The 16,799-nt window shown below is 38.1% G+C and carries 13 protein-coding genes; 6 read left to right on the top strand and 7 right to left on the bottom strand.

Going from position 1 to position 16,799, the window contains the following annotated elements:
• Positions 1–28 precede the first annotated feature (28 nt).
• Positions 29–397, bottom strand: coding sequence for a YbaN family protein (locus tag F928_RS05045; protein WP_002116111.1), 369 nt, complete (start codon positions 395–397; stop codon positions 29–31).
• A 103-nt stretch (positions 398–500) separates the two neighbouring features.
• On the opposite strand from F928_RS05045, the gene F928_RS05040 reads away from it, so the two are divergent.
• From F928_RS05040 to dapE, 3 genes are all read left to right on the top strand, one after another.
• Positions 501–1,382, top strand: a complete 882-nt coding sequence (locus tag F928_RS05040; protein ID WP_005072800.1) for a DUF1853 family protein — start codon at positions 501–503, stop codon at positions 1,380–1,382.
• Between the two features lie 123 nt (positions 1,383–1,505).
• The gene (locus tag F928_RS05035; protein WP_014207555.1) at positions 1,506–1,649 is read left to right on the top strand and encodes an entericidin A/B family lipoprotein; all 144 of its coding nucleotides are present in this window, start codon (positions 1,506–1,508) and stop codon (positions 1,647–1,649) included.
• 126 nt (positions 1,650–1,775) lie between these two features.
• Positions 1,776–2,912 carry a succinyl-diaminopimelate desuccinylase gene (gene dapE, locus F928_RS05030; protein ID WP_005072799.1) on the top strand — a complete coding sequence of 379 codons (1,137 nt, stop codon included), beginning with the start codon at positions 1,776–1,778 and terminating at the stop codon, positions 2,910–2,912.
• 34 nt (positions 2,913–2,946) lie between these two features.
• Here dapE and F928_RS05025 read toward each other — a convergent pair whose 3' ends face one another.
• From F928_RS05025 to pilG, 6 genes are all read right to left on the bottom strand, one after another.
• On the bottom strand, positions 2,947–3,414 hold the full coding sequence (locus F928_RS05025; protein WP_002116250.1) for a hypothetical protein: 468 nt from the start codon (positions 3,412–3,414) through the stop codon (positions 2,947–2,949).
• The gene (chpA, locus tag F928_RS05020) at positions 3,414–7,919 is read right to left on the bottom strand and encodes a hybrid sensor histidine kinase/response regulator (protein WP_005072797.1); all 4,506 of its coding nucleotides are present in this window, start codon (positions 7,917–7,919) and stop codon (positions 3,414–3,416) included. Before chpA ends, F928_RS05025 begins: the two co-directional genes overlap by 1 nt.
• A 147-nt stretch (positions 7,920–8,066) precedes the next feature.
• Complete coding sequence (gene pilJ, locus F928_RS05015; protein ID WP_005072794.1) at positions 8,067–10,145, bottom strand: methyl-accepting chemotaxis protein; 2,079 nt, start codon at positions 10,143–10,145, stop codon at positions 8,067–8,069.
• 42 nt (positions 10,146–10,187) lie between these two features.
• Positions 10,188–10,724, bottom strand: coding sequence for a chemotaxis protein CheW (pilI, locus tag F928_RS05010; protein WP_002116439.1), 537 nt, complete (start codon positions 10,722–10,724; stop codon positions 10,188–10,190).
• 60 nt (positions 10,725–10,784) lie between these two features.
• Positions 10,785–11,147: a response regulator gene (gene pilH, locus F928_RS05005; protein ID WP_002116220.1), complete on the bottom strand. Its 363-nt coding sequence runs from the start codon at positions 11,145–11,147 to the stop codon at positions 10,785–10,787.
• A gap of 22 nt (positions 11,148–11,169) precedes the next feature.
• On the bottom strand, positions 11,170–11,553 hold the full coding sequence (gene pilG, locus F928_RS05000) for a twitching motility response regulator PilG (protein ID WP_000389061.1): 384 nt from the start codon (positions 11,551–11,553) through the stop codon (positions 11,170–11,172).
• Between the two features lie 284 nt (positions 11,554–11,837).
• On the opposite strand from pilG, the gene F928_RS04995 reads away from it, so the two are divergent.
• The 3 genes from F928_RS04995 (at position 11,838) to F928_RS04985 (ending at position 16,769) form a co-directional block, all read left to right on the top strand.
• Entirely contained in the window at positions 11,838–12,476 is a 639-nt protein-coding gene (locus F928_RS04995; protein WP_005072790.1) for a hypothetical protein, read from the top strand.
• 69 nt (positions 12,477–12,545) lie between these two features.
• Positions 12,546–13,655: an efflux RND transporter periplasmic adaptor subunit gene (nolF, locus tag F928_RS04990; protein ID WP_078210303.1), complete on the top strand. Its 1,110-nt coding sequence runs from the start codon at positions 12,546–12,548 to the stop codon at positions 13,653–13,655.
• Between the two features lie 15 nt (positions 13,656–13,670).
• The gene (locus F928_RS04985; protein WP_002116481.1) at positions 13,671–16,769 is read left to right on the top strand and encodes an efflux RND transporter permease subunit; all 3,099 of its coding nucleotides are present in this window, start codon (positions 13,671–13,673) and stop codon (positions 16,767–16,769) included.
• Positions 16,770–16,799 lie beyond the last annotated feature (30 nt).

Below are 16,799 nucleotides of genomic sequence, written 5' to 3'. Positions count from 1 at the left end.
CTTGTCTTGCGCCAAAATTAAAAGATTATCAATCTTTTAATTTTGGCTCAGGGCGTAGCCATAACCAAACTGCAACGATGAACATGGTAGTATCAGTAAAAACTTTGACCCCAAGCGGTGCTGAAGTAAATAGCATTATAAGGCCACTGATTGCCATCATTATGCTTGCAATCCATTTGGCTTTACGTGGTACTGTACCATTGGCTCGCCAATCACGTAATGTTGGGCCGTATTTGGGATGGTTTAATAACCAATCATCCATTTGTGGCCATCCCTTTGAAGCTGCCCATGCAGCCAGAATCAAAAACACTGTTGTGGGCATACCTGGTAAAATTGCTCCAATAATGCCTAGCGTGATAAAAATCACGACCAAAGAGCGCCAGAACAATGTTCGCATATATAAACCTTAACCTGCTGTTAGCGTTAGTATAAAGTGTTTTTCTAATATTGTTTGTTGATCCCTTATGAAATTAGGATGAATTACTTCGAGTATTAAATATATGAATATTGCCTCAGTGAAAACTTCCTATTTCGAACCATGGCTTCAATTTCAACATTCTATAGTGCGACAGCTGGCTTTTTGTATCGCTAGTCCAAATTTACTTTGCCAATTACCAAAAAGTTTTTCTATACAACACGACTTTAAGCTGCACCCAACCGAAGTATGGGAAAAGCATTTCCAAAATTATTTACCACGTTTAAAAGAGCTCGATCATTCACCAGAGCCTTTAATCCAGTTTTTATCTCAACTTAAAAGTACACGCTTAGGTTTACGCTTTGAGAATTTACTTTGGTTCTGGCTACAAGAGGATAATTATCATCCTTACCAACTGTTAGGTCATAGTATTCAAAAAATTGATGGAGCAAAAACTTTAGGTGAGCTAGATTTTTTAATTTTAAATAAAAAAACTCAACAAATTGAACATTGGGAGGTCGCGTTAAAATATTATTTGGGCGAGGCAGACTTACATTTAGAACAATGGATTGGATTAAACCGTCAAGATACTTTAAGCAAGAAACTTTATCATTTTACGAATAAGCAATTTCAATTTTCTGAAGCATTAAATTTTAAGATTCAACAACGTTTTGCGGTTTTAAAAGGACAACTCTACCTACCACTTCAACTAAATTTTCAAAAGTCGCTACCAGACTGGATAAATTTAAAGCGTCGTTTGGGATATTGGGGGACTACCATTCCCCATTCTTCTTTTTATCGATTGGAAAGACACGAATGGTTGTGTCCAAATAAAGAGCAGACTTCAAATCCAGCACATTGGTGGACAGACGGTCTATATTGTAAAAATAGTGAAGAGGTTTTGTTTTATATGTTTAGACATCCTTCATACTTAAACATTAAGCCTCACCTGCAAAAATTAAACTAATTAACAATAAGTTTTAAGCTTCTAGAAACATTTTATAACGTTTTTACTATTAAACAGTCATGTTTCTTTTTCCGTTTGTTTTTTAATCTAAATTTACTTCATTATTAAATTTAAACGGAGAAAATGATGAAAAAAGTTTTAGCTGCGTCTGTAATGGTTGCTGTTATTTTAACAGGGTGTAATACGTTTAAAGGTTTTGGGCAAGATGTTTCTAAAGCAGGTGATGCTGTAACAAATACTGCTGAAAAAACACAAGATAAAATGTAAGTTAGAGTTGTTACTTCAAAAACCTTATCATTCCGATAAGGTTTTTTTATTTTTACGTACCCATCCCCTAGAGATTCGCCTATTATATCGGACTATATTTCACCTGATCAGCACGCAATTTTCGGTATGAACCATTCAGACACTCTCTCGCTTAGCTTAGAACTGTTACAACAACCTTCTGTTACTCCTATTGATCATACATGCCAAACCATCATGGCAGACCGTTTAGCCAAAATTGGTTTTCATATTGAACCGATGCGTTTTGGTGAAGTTGACAATCTTTGGGCGCGTCGCGGAACTGAAGAACCTGTATTTTGTTTTGCCGGTCATACTGACGTAGTTCCGACAGGTAAGTTAGAAGCATGGAATTCAGATCCGTTTGTACCTGAAATTCGCGATGGAAAATTATATGGTCGTGGTTCGGCCGATATGAAAACTGCTCTTGCAGCCATGGTCGTTGCATCTGAGCGTTTTGTCGCAAAACATCCTGATCATAAAGGTTCAATTGCTTTTCTAATTACTTCTGATGAAGAAGGCCCTGCTATTAACGGTACGGTTAAAGTGATTGAGACTCTTGAAAAACGTAACGAAAAGATGACGTGGTGTTTGGTAGGTGAACCTTCAAGTACTCATAAATTGGGTGACATTGTTAAAAATGGTCGTCGTGGTTCACTTAATGCCGTATTAAAAGTTCAAGGTAAGCAAGGTCATGTGGCTTACCCACACTTGGCGCGTAATCCGATTCATGAAGCATCACCAGCTTTAGCAGAACTGTGCCAAACTGTTTGGGATAATGGAAATGAATATTTCCCAGCAACATCATTTCAGATTTCAAATATTCATGCTGGCACTGGCGCAACAAATGTCATTCCTGGCGCACTAGAAGTTACTTTTAACTTCCGTTATTCAACAGAAGTAACAGCAGAACAACTTAAACAACGTGTGCATGAGATTTTAGATAAACACGGTTTACAGTACGAAATCGTTTGGAATCTTTCTGGTTTACCATTCCTAACACCTGTGGGTGAACTCGTTAATGCAGCGCAAACTGCTATTTTAAACGTAACGGGTACTGAAACTGAGCTTTCAACGAGTGGCGGTACTTCTGATGGCCGTTTTATTGCTCCAACAGGCGCACAGGTATTGGAATTAGGTGTTCTTAACGCAACAATTCATCAGATTAACGAACATGTTGATGTACAAGACCTTGATCCACTAACTGATATTTATGAACAAATTTTGGAAAATTTGTTAGCTAAGTAAAAGTTAAAAAGGAACTCAAAATGAGTTCCTTTTTTTATAGATGAAATGAATTTTGAATATATTGCAAATTAGGAACATGGTAGCGTTGATTGTCCATACGAATATATTTAAATACAGTTGGGTGCTGTAAAGACTCTTGTATATCGTCATTTTCATCTACGACTTCAGAAATACGCAGGCGAACTGAAACTGGCATCGATTTACACACAAGTGCAAAACGTTGACTAATGTCTTCGCTTTCAATGACTAAAGCTACTGCTCGAGAATCTATTTCGTTGTGAACCGAATAAACAGGGAGTTTTACATCATGCCATTCAATATGCTTGATACCGTTTTTAACATCCATAGCAGATAACACTATATTTTGCGGCAATAGCATCGGCACTTGCTGATGACACTCGATAATATATGCATCAATAAAACCAGTTGAGACAGTAATTAAATGCTGAAGCTCTTGCTGGTCCATTTCATTAATTAAGGATGTACTTATATTACTTTTCATTAGGCAAGTCTCCCTTCAAATGTCATGAATAACGCATCAATATTGTGAAGTAAGTCTTCTTCTTGGAAAGGTTTACCCATGTATTGGTTCACACCTAAAGTAAATGCTCGTTCACGGTGTTTTTCACCAGTTCGTGATGTAATCATAATCACTGGCATATCTTGATGTAGATCATGATGTCGAACGAGGTTAAGTACCTCAAAGCCATCCATCCGTGGCATTTCAATATCAAGTAACATGAGATCTGGTTTAATATTTTCCAATTGCTCAATCGCATCAACCCCATCTTTAGCTGTGACTACATCATAGCCCTGACGTTCAAGTAAGCGAGACGTCACCTTACGTACAGTTACCGAGTCATCTACAATCATGATAAGACGTCGCTCGTCAGACTCGCGTTGTCTATAGATAGTTTCATTAAGCGATTTATGTCGGTGAGTAGATTGAATTTGGCGAGCAATATTTTGTCCCTCTAAAATTAGACAAACTTGGCCATCACCTAAAATAGTTGCTCCTGCAATCGCACCAATGCTAGAGAATTGTTGTCCTATTGGCTTAACTACAATCTGTGCGCGTGAGCCAATCAGTTGGTCAACTAATAATGCGACGGTTTGTCCATTATTTGCCTTAATCATTAATACTGGTAATGAATACATCATTCCACTTAAGCGCGGAATTGGTTGATTACCAACAAACTCAGATAAATAACGTAATGGATAATGCTTATTTTCAAATTCAAAGAGCTCTTGTGCACTTCCGAAATATTGTTCTAATGATGCTGGTGAAACTCGTACAATTCGATCAATCTGAGCCAATGGAATTGCAAATTGCTGATCAGCAACTTTAACCATTAAAGCATCACTAACAGCTACTGTCGTTGGAACACGTATGGTAAAGACAGTTCCCTGCCCGTATACAGAGTCGACACTCACATGGCCACCTAAGGCCTTAATATCACTTTGCACGACATCCAGCCCTACACCACGACCTGAAATCTGAGTGACTTGATCGGCTGTACTTAAACCAGGATGGAAAATCAGCTGTAAAATATCTTGATGTTCTAATACTTGCTCTGGATTAATCAAACCAGACATTAACGCCTTTTGACGAACCTTCTCGATATCAATACCTTGCCCATCATCCTTAAATGTAACTACAACATCTGTACCTTGACGATGAATATTGAGTTCAATACGTCCCGTTTCTGGTTTCTGCGCTTGCTCACGTTGCGCACGGTCTTCTAGTCCATGGTCAATTGCGTTTCTAAGCATGTGCTCAAGTGGCGTAACCAAACGTTCTAACATTGTCCGGTCCAGCTCGCCTTCTGTATTATTAACAAAAAGCTCTGCTGGTCGATTTAACGCGGTAGAAGTCTGCCTCACAATTCTTTGCAGACGAGGCAACAATCGAGAAAATGGTACTAAGCGTGTTCGCATAAGACCTTCTTGAATTTCAGCCTGAATACGCGATTGCTGTACCAATAAACCTTCAGTGTCTCTGATCTTTTCAGATAATGTATTTTTAAAATCTACTAAATCTGATGCAGACTCGGCAAGAGACTTTGATAACTGATTTAATGAAGAATATTGGTCCATCTCTAAAGGATCAAATTCCGTATAACGTGAGTTCTCAATACCGTGTTTTGCAATAATTTGGGTTTCTAATTCGCCTTCCATTCGACGCAACTGATCTGCAAGTCGCTGAATAGCCAATTCCATTTCCGCTAAGGTATGACCAAATTGGCTTAAATCCATTTCAATTCGCGAACGGTTAATCGAATTTTCACCAGACAGATCAATCATTTTTTCAATTAAATCTGCCGAGACTCGAATCATCTCATTATTTTGATCAAGGCGTTGTGCTTGTTCCCACTCACCCATCATTGGCGGTGGTTCTGTACCGTCACCTTGCACAAAACTCATTACAGGTTCCGTGCTGAATAGATCAGTTCTAGTTAACTTACTAGGAATTTGAATTGCTCTTTCAATGAACTGGATATTTTCCAGACTTTGTTGTAAACCATCGAAGTGTTGATAATTTTGTTTAAAAATTGCCTCTTTTAACCAGACAATTGCACTCTCTAATAAGTTGTCATAAATATTTGAGCTGAAATGATGAAGCGCAAATTGTTCAAAAGCATTCTCAAGTTGATAAGCAATCGCTTGCACGGTTTCAAGTCCCAGCATACGGGAACCGCCTTTCAAGCTGTGCACTGCTCTTTGTAGTTGAAGCAAGATACTACGGTTAGTACGTTGCTCGAACCATTGTTTTAATAAGTGATCGGCCATTTCTAATAGTTCGGCCGCTTCCTCCATGAATGTCTGCTCGACAACAGTATTAATATCTTGATCTGGGATACTCTCTGTATGATCGTGATCAGCATAAAGAACTTGTAATTCGGTTTGCTCAACAAGTTGATTATTAGACTTAGCAATCTGCTCAGAAGCAGAAGTTAACTCACTGAGGTTTAACGCCGTATTATTTATCGCTTCTTGTTGTAATACTTCAAAATTTAATTCAGGTATAACATACGTTTCAGGTTCTGTTTTGCTCTCTTTAATATGAGAATCAAATACCTGACCTGCATTTTTAAGTGCTTGAATAGTATGAGAAGCAGCATAATCTAGGTGCTGTTCACGCACTATTTGAAGACGGTCAGCCAAGTCATCTTGAACTAGTCGAATAAAATCAATGAGAGCAGACGAAACTATCAACTGTTTTTGAATTAAACGCTCATAAATACTTTCTAACTCATGTGCAATTAAACCAATATAAGTTGCCTGAATCATATTTGCCCCACCTTTTAAGGTATGCAAATAACGCATCAGATTATTGAGAGCGGCAAAGTTTTCTTGATCATTAACCCAAAGATTAAGATCTGTATCCATTCCCTCAAGCAACTCATCGGCTTCTTCAAGAAAAATATCTAAAAGATCTGGATCAAAATGACGGTTTACATGCTCAGACGAAATAAACTGTCGATCTAGTTGTACACTCTGTCCTATGGTGACCTGATCAGTGAATAGATTTTCTATGAGAGGTTCATTCGCCGTTTGTTCAACTTCAGCATTAAACAATGGTTCAAAAACGTCTTGATGAGTTTCTAATGATTCGGAATTAAGATTTGGAATATATTGAGTATATAGTTTTAGCTCATCCAAGACATTTTGGTGTTGCTCGATGATACTTACTCTTTGTCCCGCAGCTAATGCATCAAATAACTGAATTAATTGTTGGTGCGCTTTTTGATAAATTTCAAAAATATAATCTGATTGCAATAAATCAGGTCGATCAAGCAATATGTCGTAGCTTTCTTTCAACTGGTTAGTATATTCATATAAACCAATCATTGCCTGCGACTGAGTATGTTGCAGCAAAACATCTGCTTGTTCACTTAAACGTTCAAGATAATGAGGAAACTCTGTACGTATTCCCTTCTCAAAGTCTAATTCCGCATCAAGTAATTCAGCAACATCTAGCTGTAATAGCTGAGACACTAAACCATGTGGAGGCATGAGTGGGCTCGAATGCTCACCATGCTGCTCCATGTAAGCATCCCAAACCTGATTAAATTTTTGTAGATCAGATTCCAATTGCTCAGTAGAGCAATGTGCAGCCAATAGATCTAAACTATTTCGAATAAACTGACGATAATCACGGAGTAATGAAACTTCTTCTGAATGAGAAGAAAGCTCTTCTTGTAATAGTATTTTAAATAAATGCTCAACTTTGGTACTAGCTTCAAAGATTGGTTCTACATGAGCCATGGCAGAGCTGCCACGTAATGTATGTAACGCACGTATTAGAGCATTATAACTTTCATGCTGATGTATTTCTTTTTCCAAAAACTGATCAATTGTCGCTAAGTGCTCTTCTGCTTCTTCCATAAATAAAATTAAGGTTTCAGCAAGAGTCTGTTCAGTTTCTATAGCAACTTCTGGAGTCAAAATAGTTAAAACTTCTGTAGATTCTGGTTCTAAGTCATTCACTTCTAAACCAGTTTGAGTTTCAGCAGTAAGAATATCTGATAATAATAAAAGTTCGTCTAACGCGGGTTCTATACTTTGCTGTTGCTGTAATTGTTGTCCCAATAAAATTAGGGGCCTAAAGTCTAGGGTATGATTTTTTTTAGATTTGAAGTCATCTACTAACTTAAAGAAATAGAACTTAAATACCAACTGAACATATTGTTGGATGTCAGGAGTTAATCCGAGACTCTGATTGATTACCCGATTAAGCGTATCTTCCACAGTCCAAGCAAGCTCAGCAGAAGATTTGGCCCCAATCATTCGCCCTGAACCTTTCAATGTATGAAAATGACGGCGGATTTCAGTAAGCGTAGCAACATTTTCAGATTGCATCCATTCGTGAATCAAAGATTGTAATTCAACAAAAATTTCTTCAATTTCTTCGACAAATATTTCAAGAAATTCATCATCTTGTTGAGAGTAGCTATCTTCCGGTAGCATCATTGCTTCAGTTAAAGTTTTTAATATTTCTTTCATAGCAAAGGCTTCTTTTGCTTGTCTCCTAAATGGAGAAAAACGACAGAGTCAACACCAGAAAAATAGCTGTTTCCCCAATATTTATCTGGTGTTGTTAATACTTTTTAGAAGAATAGCGGTACTGAAACAGCTATTCTCATCCCCAATTTAATCAGGTAATTTAAAGTCCGTTACCGATTCACGTAATGACTCTGCCATGTTTGCTAGTTCAGAAACAGAGCGTGCTGTATCAAAGGTTGCAGTTGTCGTTTGTGAAGTAATTTCTTGTACGACTGTCATGGTGGTCGCAATATGGCTGGCAGATGCAGATTGAAGTTTTGCTGCATCAGAAATGCTGGCAATTAAGTTTGCCAAGTCACCCGATACTTTTTGAATTTCATCCAAGGCAATACCCGCGTCTTTTGCCAAGTTTGCACCACGCACAACTTCAGTGGTGGTTTGTTCCATCGAAATAACAGCTTCATTTGTATCAGTCTGAATTGTTTTAACCAGAGTTTCGATCTGTTTAGTTGCCGATGCAGAACGCTCTGCAAGACGCTGTACTTCGTCAGCAACTACGGCGAAACCACGGCCTGCTTCACCAGCCATAGATGCTTGAATTGCTGCGTTTAATGCAAGAATGTTAGTTTGGTCGGCAATATCGTTAATGAGCGATACGATGTTACCAATTTCTTGTGAAGACTCACCCAATCGCTTAATACGTTTAGACGTTTCTTGAATCTGTTCACGGATTGTGTCCATACCTTCAATTGAACGGTTTACCACTTGCGCACCATTAGAGGCAATTTGTACCGAACGCTCTGCTACCTCAGCAGATTCAGATGCATTTGAAGATACTTGGTCAATCGATTGCGCCATTTCATTCATTGCTGTTGATGCACCAGCAATTTCTTGAGCCTGATGCTCAGACGCCTCTGCTAATTGGTTCGTAATACTCTGCGTATCTTGTGTATAGCGAGCAACTTCTTGAGAGGTTTCATGAATACGGGATACAAGGTCACGTAGTTGGTCAATCGCAAAGTTAATCGAGTCGGCAATTGCTCCCGTAAAATCCTCAGATACAGTTGCATATGAACGTAAGTCACCATCTGCAAGATCGGCGATTTCATCAAGTAAACGTAAAATCGCGTTTTGGTTACGGTCATATTCGTCTTGTAATCGAGTAACACGTTGCTTATCCATCACACTACGTAATGTGATCAATTTAAATACAGAGAAGATTAAGCCTGCTAAAGAACTGATTAGCACCGCACCTAACAATAAAGTAAGCCAGTTCTTTCTTGCTACATCAGATAAATGCCCCAAGTTATCTAACATCACATCTGATTTAGAGAAGATCTGAGAAGATGCCTGACGAACATTGACAATCTGGTTACCATTTTTTAATACCGTGGCAGCAGCAGATTTTAAGACTTTGTCATATTCAGATTTAATACTTTCTAATGATTCACGTAAAGCCGGATCAGCAATACGATCAACACCCAATTCAGCATTACCATTAAGTTCAGCATTTAAATACGTACCAAACGTATCAATGTCTACACCAAAATCGCTAGTCGATACATTGCCATCGGTACCACTTAATACCGAGTTAATAGAACGTAAAATACGTTCGGCAATAAATACCTGGTTTTTAGCAATAATTACCTGACTACTTGGCAAACCTTGACGCGCCATTTGGTCAACCATCAAGTTATATTCTGCCTGAATCTCAGGGACGGTTTCGCTAATAGAGATGTTGGTGTCATATAACTGGTTAAGGACTTTTTGATGTGCTGAAATCAAATCGATGTTTTTTGAAAGTTCAGTCCACATAACTTGAACTTTTTGATATTCATCAGTCGATTTACCGTGAATATTTTCAATCTCAAGTAAGTTTTCATTAAAGTCTTTTTGAGACTGCTGTAGCTTGGTGATTGCCTCTTGAGAGCCAGACTCAGTTGCTTCAGTTGCTTGTTTAGAAATCGTTTGAGATAACAAACGCAACTCACCGAGACTTCGAATTAACTGGTTATGACGTGGAACGTTATAGAACAGATAGGCTAGAGAAACTAATGCAAGCACAAAACATAAAAGTGCTGCATATAGGATTGGCTTGGACTTTTCACTTTCCCCAAATAAACTGGCAAACTGCTCAATTTTTGACTGGATTGTTGCAATAAAATTGACACCCGATTTTTCGGACGCAACCCGACTGCTGCCTTTCTTTTTAAGCTTAAAGCCCATAGCTTTTCCCCAGAAAAATACTCTGTTTTCACAGCGTAAAAATTAGTTTATAAATTTTGTCGATGCATTCATGTAATGTGGGTTTTGCAATAAACGACTAAATAAAAAGACATGCCAATGCTGGTTATGTTGATGAAAATAACCTTGGCAATATTCTTTTAGATTTTCCTCTAAGTCTAAGCTTTGAGAAAAAAAGCTTTTTTTATTAAAGTGCTGAATCCCCAAAACCTGATCCACGACCAACCCCACATACTGGTCGCGATGGCTAATACACAATACTTTTTGAGTTGACGAAAATGAACTTCGTTGCCCTAAAATAAAATGCGCCAAATCAGACACTGAAAGTAATCTTCCTCGAATATTTGCCAATCCCTTTACCCAACTTTGGGTATTTGGAACAGGTGTATATTTTGGCGGATAGATTACTTCTGACACTTCCCCAAGTGGTGCGACGAAGTATTGCCCTCTCATTTCAAAAGCAATTCCTGACCATCGCTGTGCTTCATTTTGAACTGAAGCGTAATTCTTATTACCCCGTTTAGACAAACGAAGTAACTCGATAAATCCATTCGCTGCCATACTCGATCCTATAAAACGGGTACAAAATGCCCGTTATTTATGTTTTTATGGATGGATGAGTTAATTTAGAAATTGTTTAATTACATCAATCAATTGATTCTCTTCGATTGGCTTAATCAAATAATCGATTGCACCTTGACGCTTGCCCCATACACGGTCAGTTGCCTGATCTTTAGTACTCACAATAACAACAGGGATATGCTTAGTGTCTTCATCACGAGTAATCTGACGTGTTGCCTGAAAACCATTTACCCCCGGCATTACAACATCCATCAATACAAGATCTGGTTGCTCTGCTTTTGCAAGAGTTACACCATCTGCACCATTTGATGCTTCAAGCACGTCATAACCATGTTTGGTTAGGATCTCTTTAAAACGGAAAGTTTCTGTTGGTGAATCATCTACAATGAGAATACGTGCCATTTTTTTGCCCTCAAATTATTGTTTATGAACTTACATGATTACGAATCGCGTTTAACAATTCATCTTTGCTAAAAGGTTTCGTCAAGTATTCATCTGAACCTACCACACGCCCTTTTGCCTGATCAAATAAACCATCTTTACTAGAGAGCATGATAACGGGAATATTCTGATAATTTTGAGAGTTTTTTATCAAAGCACAAGTTTGATAACCATCTAAACGAGGCATCATGATATCGACAAAAACAATATCCGGATTTGCTTCTGCAATTTTGGACAAAGCTTCAAATCCATCCACAGCAGTAATCACTTCACAGCCTTCACGCTGTAATAAGGTTTCCGCTGTACGGCGAATGGTTTTTGAGTCATCAATCACCATTACTTTCAGATTTTGGAATGCATCTTCCATTTAATCTTCCATCCCCATAAAAATAAAATATAAATGCAATTTAACTTAAATTTGTTTTTACACATTTATACGCATTTTTAACATATCTCACGTTCTATTTTCAATGAGGCATTTTTGTCTACTTTCTCATTTATAAACAATAACTTTTAACCTCATCACACTTTAATTAAAATTATCATTTTTTTTATAATGACTATATTTTTATTCAGCTAAATAATAATTAATATAATGAAGATTAAATATTTAAAAATAAGCGACTTAGCTATCTTTTTTGGGGATTTTCAATGAATGACAGGATGAAATATGCCTTTTACAGGAACTGTTTGTCTGTATCTATAGGCATTATTTCCTTCGGATCACTCTTTTTCTTACCCTCTAGTGTTGCTATTGCCGGCACACCTAAAGCGGTTTGGTATCGTTATTATGACCAACATGGTATTGCCAATATTAGTACATCGGTCACACCTGCTCATATTCGTTATGGTTATGAAGCTCTAGATCGTAATATGCAAGTAATAAAAAGAAACCACTCTTATAATGCTGAAGCTGATTTAAATCAATCGAGTCAACGGGCATTATTGGCGCGACATAAAGAACAAGATATCAAATTAAAAAAAGCTTATAGCAATAGTAAGACAGCTTCGATTAAAAGAGATCAGGCATTAGTGTCTATAAAAAAGCAAATTAATTATCAGCAGGAACAACTTAATCAATTACAACAAGACAAAATTTTATTTAAGCGTCAGGAAATGGAGTATTTCAGAAAAGGAGAACCGATTCCTGAGCGTCATAAGGCTTTGATTGAAAACAATCTAAATAATATTAATCGGGTTAAACAAACACTTGAAACACTTTCCAAGACCTATAACCGAACCAACAATGAGTATGAAAATATTATCGATCGTTTAAAAAAGCTTGAATAACTGCAAAGGTTTATCAAGAATAGGGGGCAAAATAAAATTTGAATTATAGGATGATGCTGTATGCACACGATGCATCTCACCCCTTCTACTTTTTTTAAACTGAGTATTATTAGTTTATGTTTAATTTTAGCTGCATGTAATCAGCAAGAAACAACTCAAACCTCAGCCTCAGCTCCTGTAAAAATTGAGCTTATTCCTCAAGATCTTATTGCAGTTAAAGAAGGAGCTCTTGATTCTCAAACTGCATTTACAGGAACTATTCGTGCGGTTCAGCAAAGTTCCATTCAGGCGCAAGTAAGCGCAACAGCGACGAATGTCACTGCAAATGTCGGCCAACAGGTACAAAAAGGTCAAGTTCTGGTGAGATTGAATAATCAGGACAATGTTGCACGATTAGCGCAAGCACGCGCCAACCTTGCATCAGCTCAGTCACAAGCTGAACTTGCTCGTAATTTGATGAACCGAAAACAAAGATTATTTAATCAGGGTTTTATTGCTCGTGTCGAGTTTGAACAAAGTCAGGTTGACTATAAAGGCCAGCTTGAAAGTGTAAAAGCACAACAAGCCAATGTTGATATTGCTAAAAAAGCGGATCAAGACGGAATTATTACTAGTCCAATTTCAGGTGTGATTACTAAACGCCAAGTTGAACCTGGTCAAACTGTTTCAGTTGGACAAACACTATTTGAAATCGTAAATCCTGATCAACTTGAAATACAGGCCAAGTTGCCAATTGAACAGCAATCTGCGCTTAAGATAGGTAGCAACATTCAATATCAAATTCAGGGCAATTCAAAACAATTAAATGCAACGCTAACTCGCATTTCACCTGTTGCAGATCAAGATAGTCGACAAATTGAGTTCTTTGCTGCTCCTAAAGAAAAAATTGACTCGTTAAGTATTGGAGCTTTCATTAATGGAAACATTTTGCGCAATGACACTCATCAAGGCCAAACTATTCCTTTAGACAGCATTCAAAATATACAACATGACCCGTTTGTATGGGTGATACGCAATCACACCATTCAAAAAGTTAAACTTCGGGTGGTTGAACAGCGTTATAACAACAATATTGCTTTAGTCGAAGGTTTACAAAGCACAGATCTGGTCAGCCGTATTCAATTTGAAGATTCCGACATTAATAAAAAAGTGACGGTTACAACCGACAAAAATAAATAAGGTAGCAAATAGCGTATGTGGTTTACTCGAATCAGTGTGAAATACCCCGTTTTTACCATTATGATGATGCTCAGCTTAATGGTACTCGGGTTGGCATCTTGGAAACGTATGACTGTCGAAGAGTTTCCAAATATAGATTTCCCATTCGTAGTAGTCACTACACAATATGCGGGTGCGTCCCCAGAGGCTGTTGAGTCAGATATAACAAAAAAACTTGAAGATCAAATCAATACAATTTCAGGAATTAAACAGATTACCTCACGCTCAAGTGAAGGCCTTTCAATGGTGATTGCCGAGTTTAATCTTGATACTTCTTCGGCGATTGCTGCTCAGGATGTTCGTGACAAAATTGCACCCGTCACAGCGCAGTTCCGTGATGAAATTGATACACCGATTGTGCAACGCTATGACCCCTCTTCTAGCCCAATCATGTCAGTCGTATTTGAATCAAACAGCATGAGTTTGGCGCAATTAAGTTCGTATGTAGATAAAAAAATTGTGCCTCAGCTTAAAACGGTTTCGGGTGTCGGTAATGTGAATTTATTGGGCGACGCTAAACGGCAAATACGAATAAAGGTTATTCCTGCACAATTGCAAAGTTACGGTATTGGTATTGATCAGGTCATTAACACCTTAAAAAATGAAAATATTGAAGTGCCTGCAGGGACCTTACAACAAAAAAACTCTGAACTGGTTGTACAGATTCAATCGAAAGTTATTCATCCCCTTGCATTTGGTGATTTGGTGATTGCCAATAAAAATGGTTCACCCATTTTTTTAAAGCAAGTAGCAACTGTTGAGGACACACAAGCCGAACTACAATCGAGTGCCTTTTATAATGGAAGAACTGCGGTCTCAGTCGATATCTTAAAAAGCTCCGATGCCAATGTAATTAAAGTCGTCGATCAGACTTATCAAACGTTAGAGAAATTAAAAGATCAAATGCCTGCGGGTTTAGATTACAAAGTCGTAGCTGATAGCTCTAAAGGTATTCGCGCTTCAATCAAAGATGTGGTTCGAACCATTATTGAAGGTGCTGCTTTAGCAGTTCTTATTGTTTTACTCTTTTTAGGCTCTTTCCGCTCTACAGTTATTACCGGTTTAACCTTACCGATTACTTTGCTCGGAACCTTAACTTTTATTTGGGCTTTCGGGTTTAGCATTAACATGATGACGCTGTTAGCTTTGTCACTCAGTATTGGTTTACTCATTGATGATGCAATTGTAGTTCGGGAAAATATCGTCCGACATACTGAACTGGGCAAAGACCATGTGACCGCTGCTCTTGAAGGGACAAAAGAAATTGGTTTAGCTGTACTCGCAACCACGCTTACTATTGTGGCAGTCTTTCTACCGGTAGCCTTCATGGGGGGACTGATTGGACGCTTCTTTTATCAATTTGGTGTAACGGTCAGTACGGCTGTTTTAATTTCAATGTTTATTAGCTTTACACTCGATCCAATGCTTTCAGCTCATTGGAAAGATCCTGTAAAGAAAAAAGATAATTGGCTACAACGTTTTTTTAACCATATTTCTAATTTGCTAGATCGGCTTACTCATGTTTATGAAAAGCTATTAAAGCTTGCTCTACGCTTTCGTTTTATTACCGTCATCGTTGCAATCGCTTCATTATTTGCTGCATTAGGGCTATCGAAACTGATTGGAACCGAATTTGTACCTACACCAGATAAAGGTGAAGTCCGTATCCAGTTCGAGACTCCTGTAGACTCTTCTTTAGAATATACTCAAGCCAAATTACATCAGGTCGATCAAATTATTAGACAATTCCCTGATGTGGTTTCCACTTATGGCGTGGTTAACAGTGAAGTAGACTCTGGTAAAAACCATGCTGGTTTAGGAGTGACCTTAAAGCCAAAACAAGAACGTAGCTCAGATCTAAATACACTCAATAATGAGTTCCGTGATCGTTTGCAAACTGTAGCGGGTATTCGAGTAACTTCTGTTGCCGCAGCACAAGACTCTGTCTCTGGCGGACAAAAGCCAATCATGATTTCTATTAAAGGATCTGACCTAAATGAACTACAAAAAATTTCAGATCGCTTTATCGCTGAAATGGAAAAAATTAAAGGCGTAGTTGATTTAGAAAGTTCATTGAAAGAACCCAAACCTACTTTGGGTGTTCATATTAATCGCGTGCTGGCAAGTGATTTGGGCTTATCTGTTTCCCAAATTGCGAATGCCATTCGACCATTAATTGCGGGAGATAATGTCACCACTTGGGAAGACCGTGATGGTGAAACTTATGATGTGAATTTACGTTTAAATGAAAATAAACGTATGCTTCCGCAAGATGTTCAAAATTTATATATCAACTCTAATAAAACCAATGCAGCTGGACAAAATATATTAGTTCCATTGAGTGCAGTCGCAACAACCGAAGAAAAGCTCGGTGCTTCACAAATTAACAGACGTGACCTTGAACGTGAGGTTCTTATTGAGGCGAATACCTCTGGTCGCCCGAGCGGAGATATTGGTCAAGACATCGATAAAATGCAAAAGGCATTTAAGTTACCTGCAGGCTATACATTCGATACTCAAGGAGCAAACGCCGATATGGCTGAATCTGCGGGATACGCTTTAACTGCTATTACCCTATCGATTGTATTTATTTATATCGTGTTAGGTTCTCAGTTCAATAGCTTTATTCATCCCGCAGCAATTATGGCATCTTTACCTTTGTCATTGATTGGTGTTTTTCTTGCCTTATTCCTGTTCCAAAGCACCCTAAATCTGTTTTCGATTATTGGTATTATCATGCTGATGGGGCTTGTCACTAAAAATGCGATTTTGCTGATCGATTTTATTAAGAAAGCGATGGATCAGGGTGTGAGCCGTTATGACGCTATTTTACAAGCTGGTAAGACCCGTTTACGTCCAATTTTGATGACCACAAGTGCTATGGTGATGGGGATGGTTCCCTTAGCTTTAGGTCTCGGCGAAGGCGGTGAGCAAAGCGCACCAATGGCTCATGCGGTTATTGGTGGTGTGATAACCTCTACTCTGTTGACACTTGTGGTTGTACCCGTCATTTTCACTTATCTGGATGACTTGAAAAACTTTATGCTGCGTCAAACACGACGATTCATGTCATAATGCAGCGATTATCGTATAATCTGCGTTTTT

The sequence above is a fragment of the Acinetobacter pittii ATCC 19004 = CIP 70.29 genome (assembly GCF_000369045.1).
Lineage (GTDB): Bacteria > Pseudomonadota > Gammaproteobacteria > Pseudomonadales > Moraxellaceae > Acinetobacter > Acinetobacter pittii.
Note: the sequence above shows the minus strand (reverse complement) of the source record. Positions and strands in the feature narration are given on the sequence as shown.

Bases quoted from the DNA above. Each gene is read 5' to 3' on its own strand.
- F928_RS05045 (WP_002116111.1), bottom strand. From the start codon at position 397: ATGCGAACATTGTTCTGGCGCTCTTTGGTCGTGATTTTTATCACGCTA.
- F928_RS05040 (WP_005072800.1), top strand. From the start codon at position 501: ATGAATATTGCCTCAGTGAAAACTTCCTATTTCGAACCATGGCTTCAA.
- F928_RS05035 (WP_014207555.1), top strand. From the start codon at position 1,506: ATGATGAAAAAAGTTTTAGCTGCGTCTGTAATGGTTGCTGTTATTTTA.
- dapE (WP_005072799.1), top strand. From the start codon at position 1,776: ATGAACCATTCAGACACTCTCTCGCTTAGCTTAGAACTGTTACAACAA.
- F928_RS05025 (WP_002116250.1), bottom strand. From the start codon at position 3,414: ATGAAAAGTAATATAAGTACATCCTTAATTAATGAAATGGACCAGCAA.
- chpA (WP_005072797.1), bottom strand. From the start codon at position 7,919: ATGAAAGAAATATTAAAAACTTTAACTGAAGCAATGATGCTACCGGAA.
- pilJ (WP_005072794.1), bottom strand. From the start codon at position 10,145: ATGGGCTTTAAGCTTAAAAAGAAAGGCAGCAGTCGGGTTGCGTCCGAA.
- pilI (WP_002116439.1), bottom strand. From the start codon at position 10,724: ATGGCAGCGAATGGATTTATCGAGTTACTTCGTTTGTCTAAACGGGGT.
- pilH (WP_002116220.1), bottom strand. From the start codon at position 11,147: ATGGCACGTATTCTCATTGTAGATGATTCACCAACAGAAACTTTCCGT.
- pilG (WP_000389061.1), bottom strand. From the start codon at position 11,553: ATGGAAGATGCATTCCAAAATCTGAAAGTAATGGTGATTGATGACTCA.
- F928_RS04995 (WP_005072790.1), top strand. From the start codon at position 11,838: ATGAATGACAGGATGAAATATGCCTTTTACAGGAACTGTTTGTCTGTA.
- nolF (WP_078210303.1), top strand. From the start codon at position 12,546: ATGCATCTCACCCCTTCTACTTTTTTTAAACTGAGTATTATTAGTTTA.
- F928_RS04985 (WP_002116481.1), top strand. From the start codon at position 13,671: ATGTGGTTTACTCGAATCAGTGTGAAATACCCCGTTTTTACCATTATG.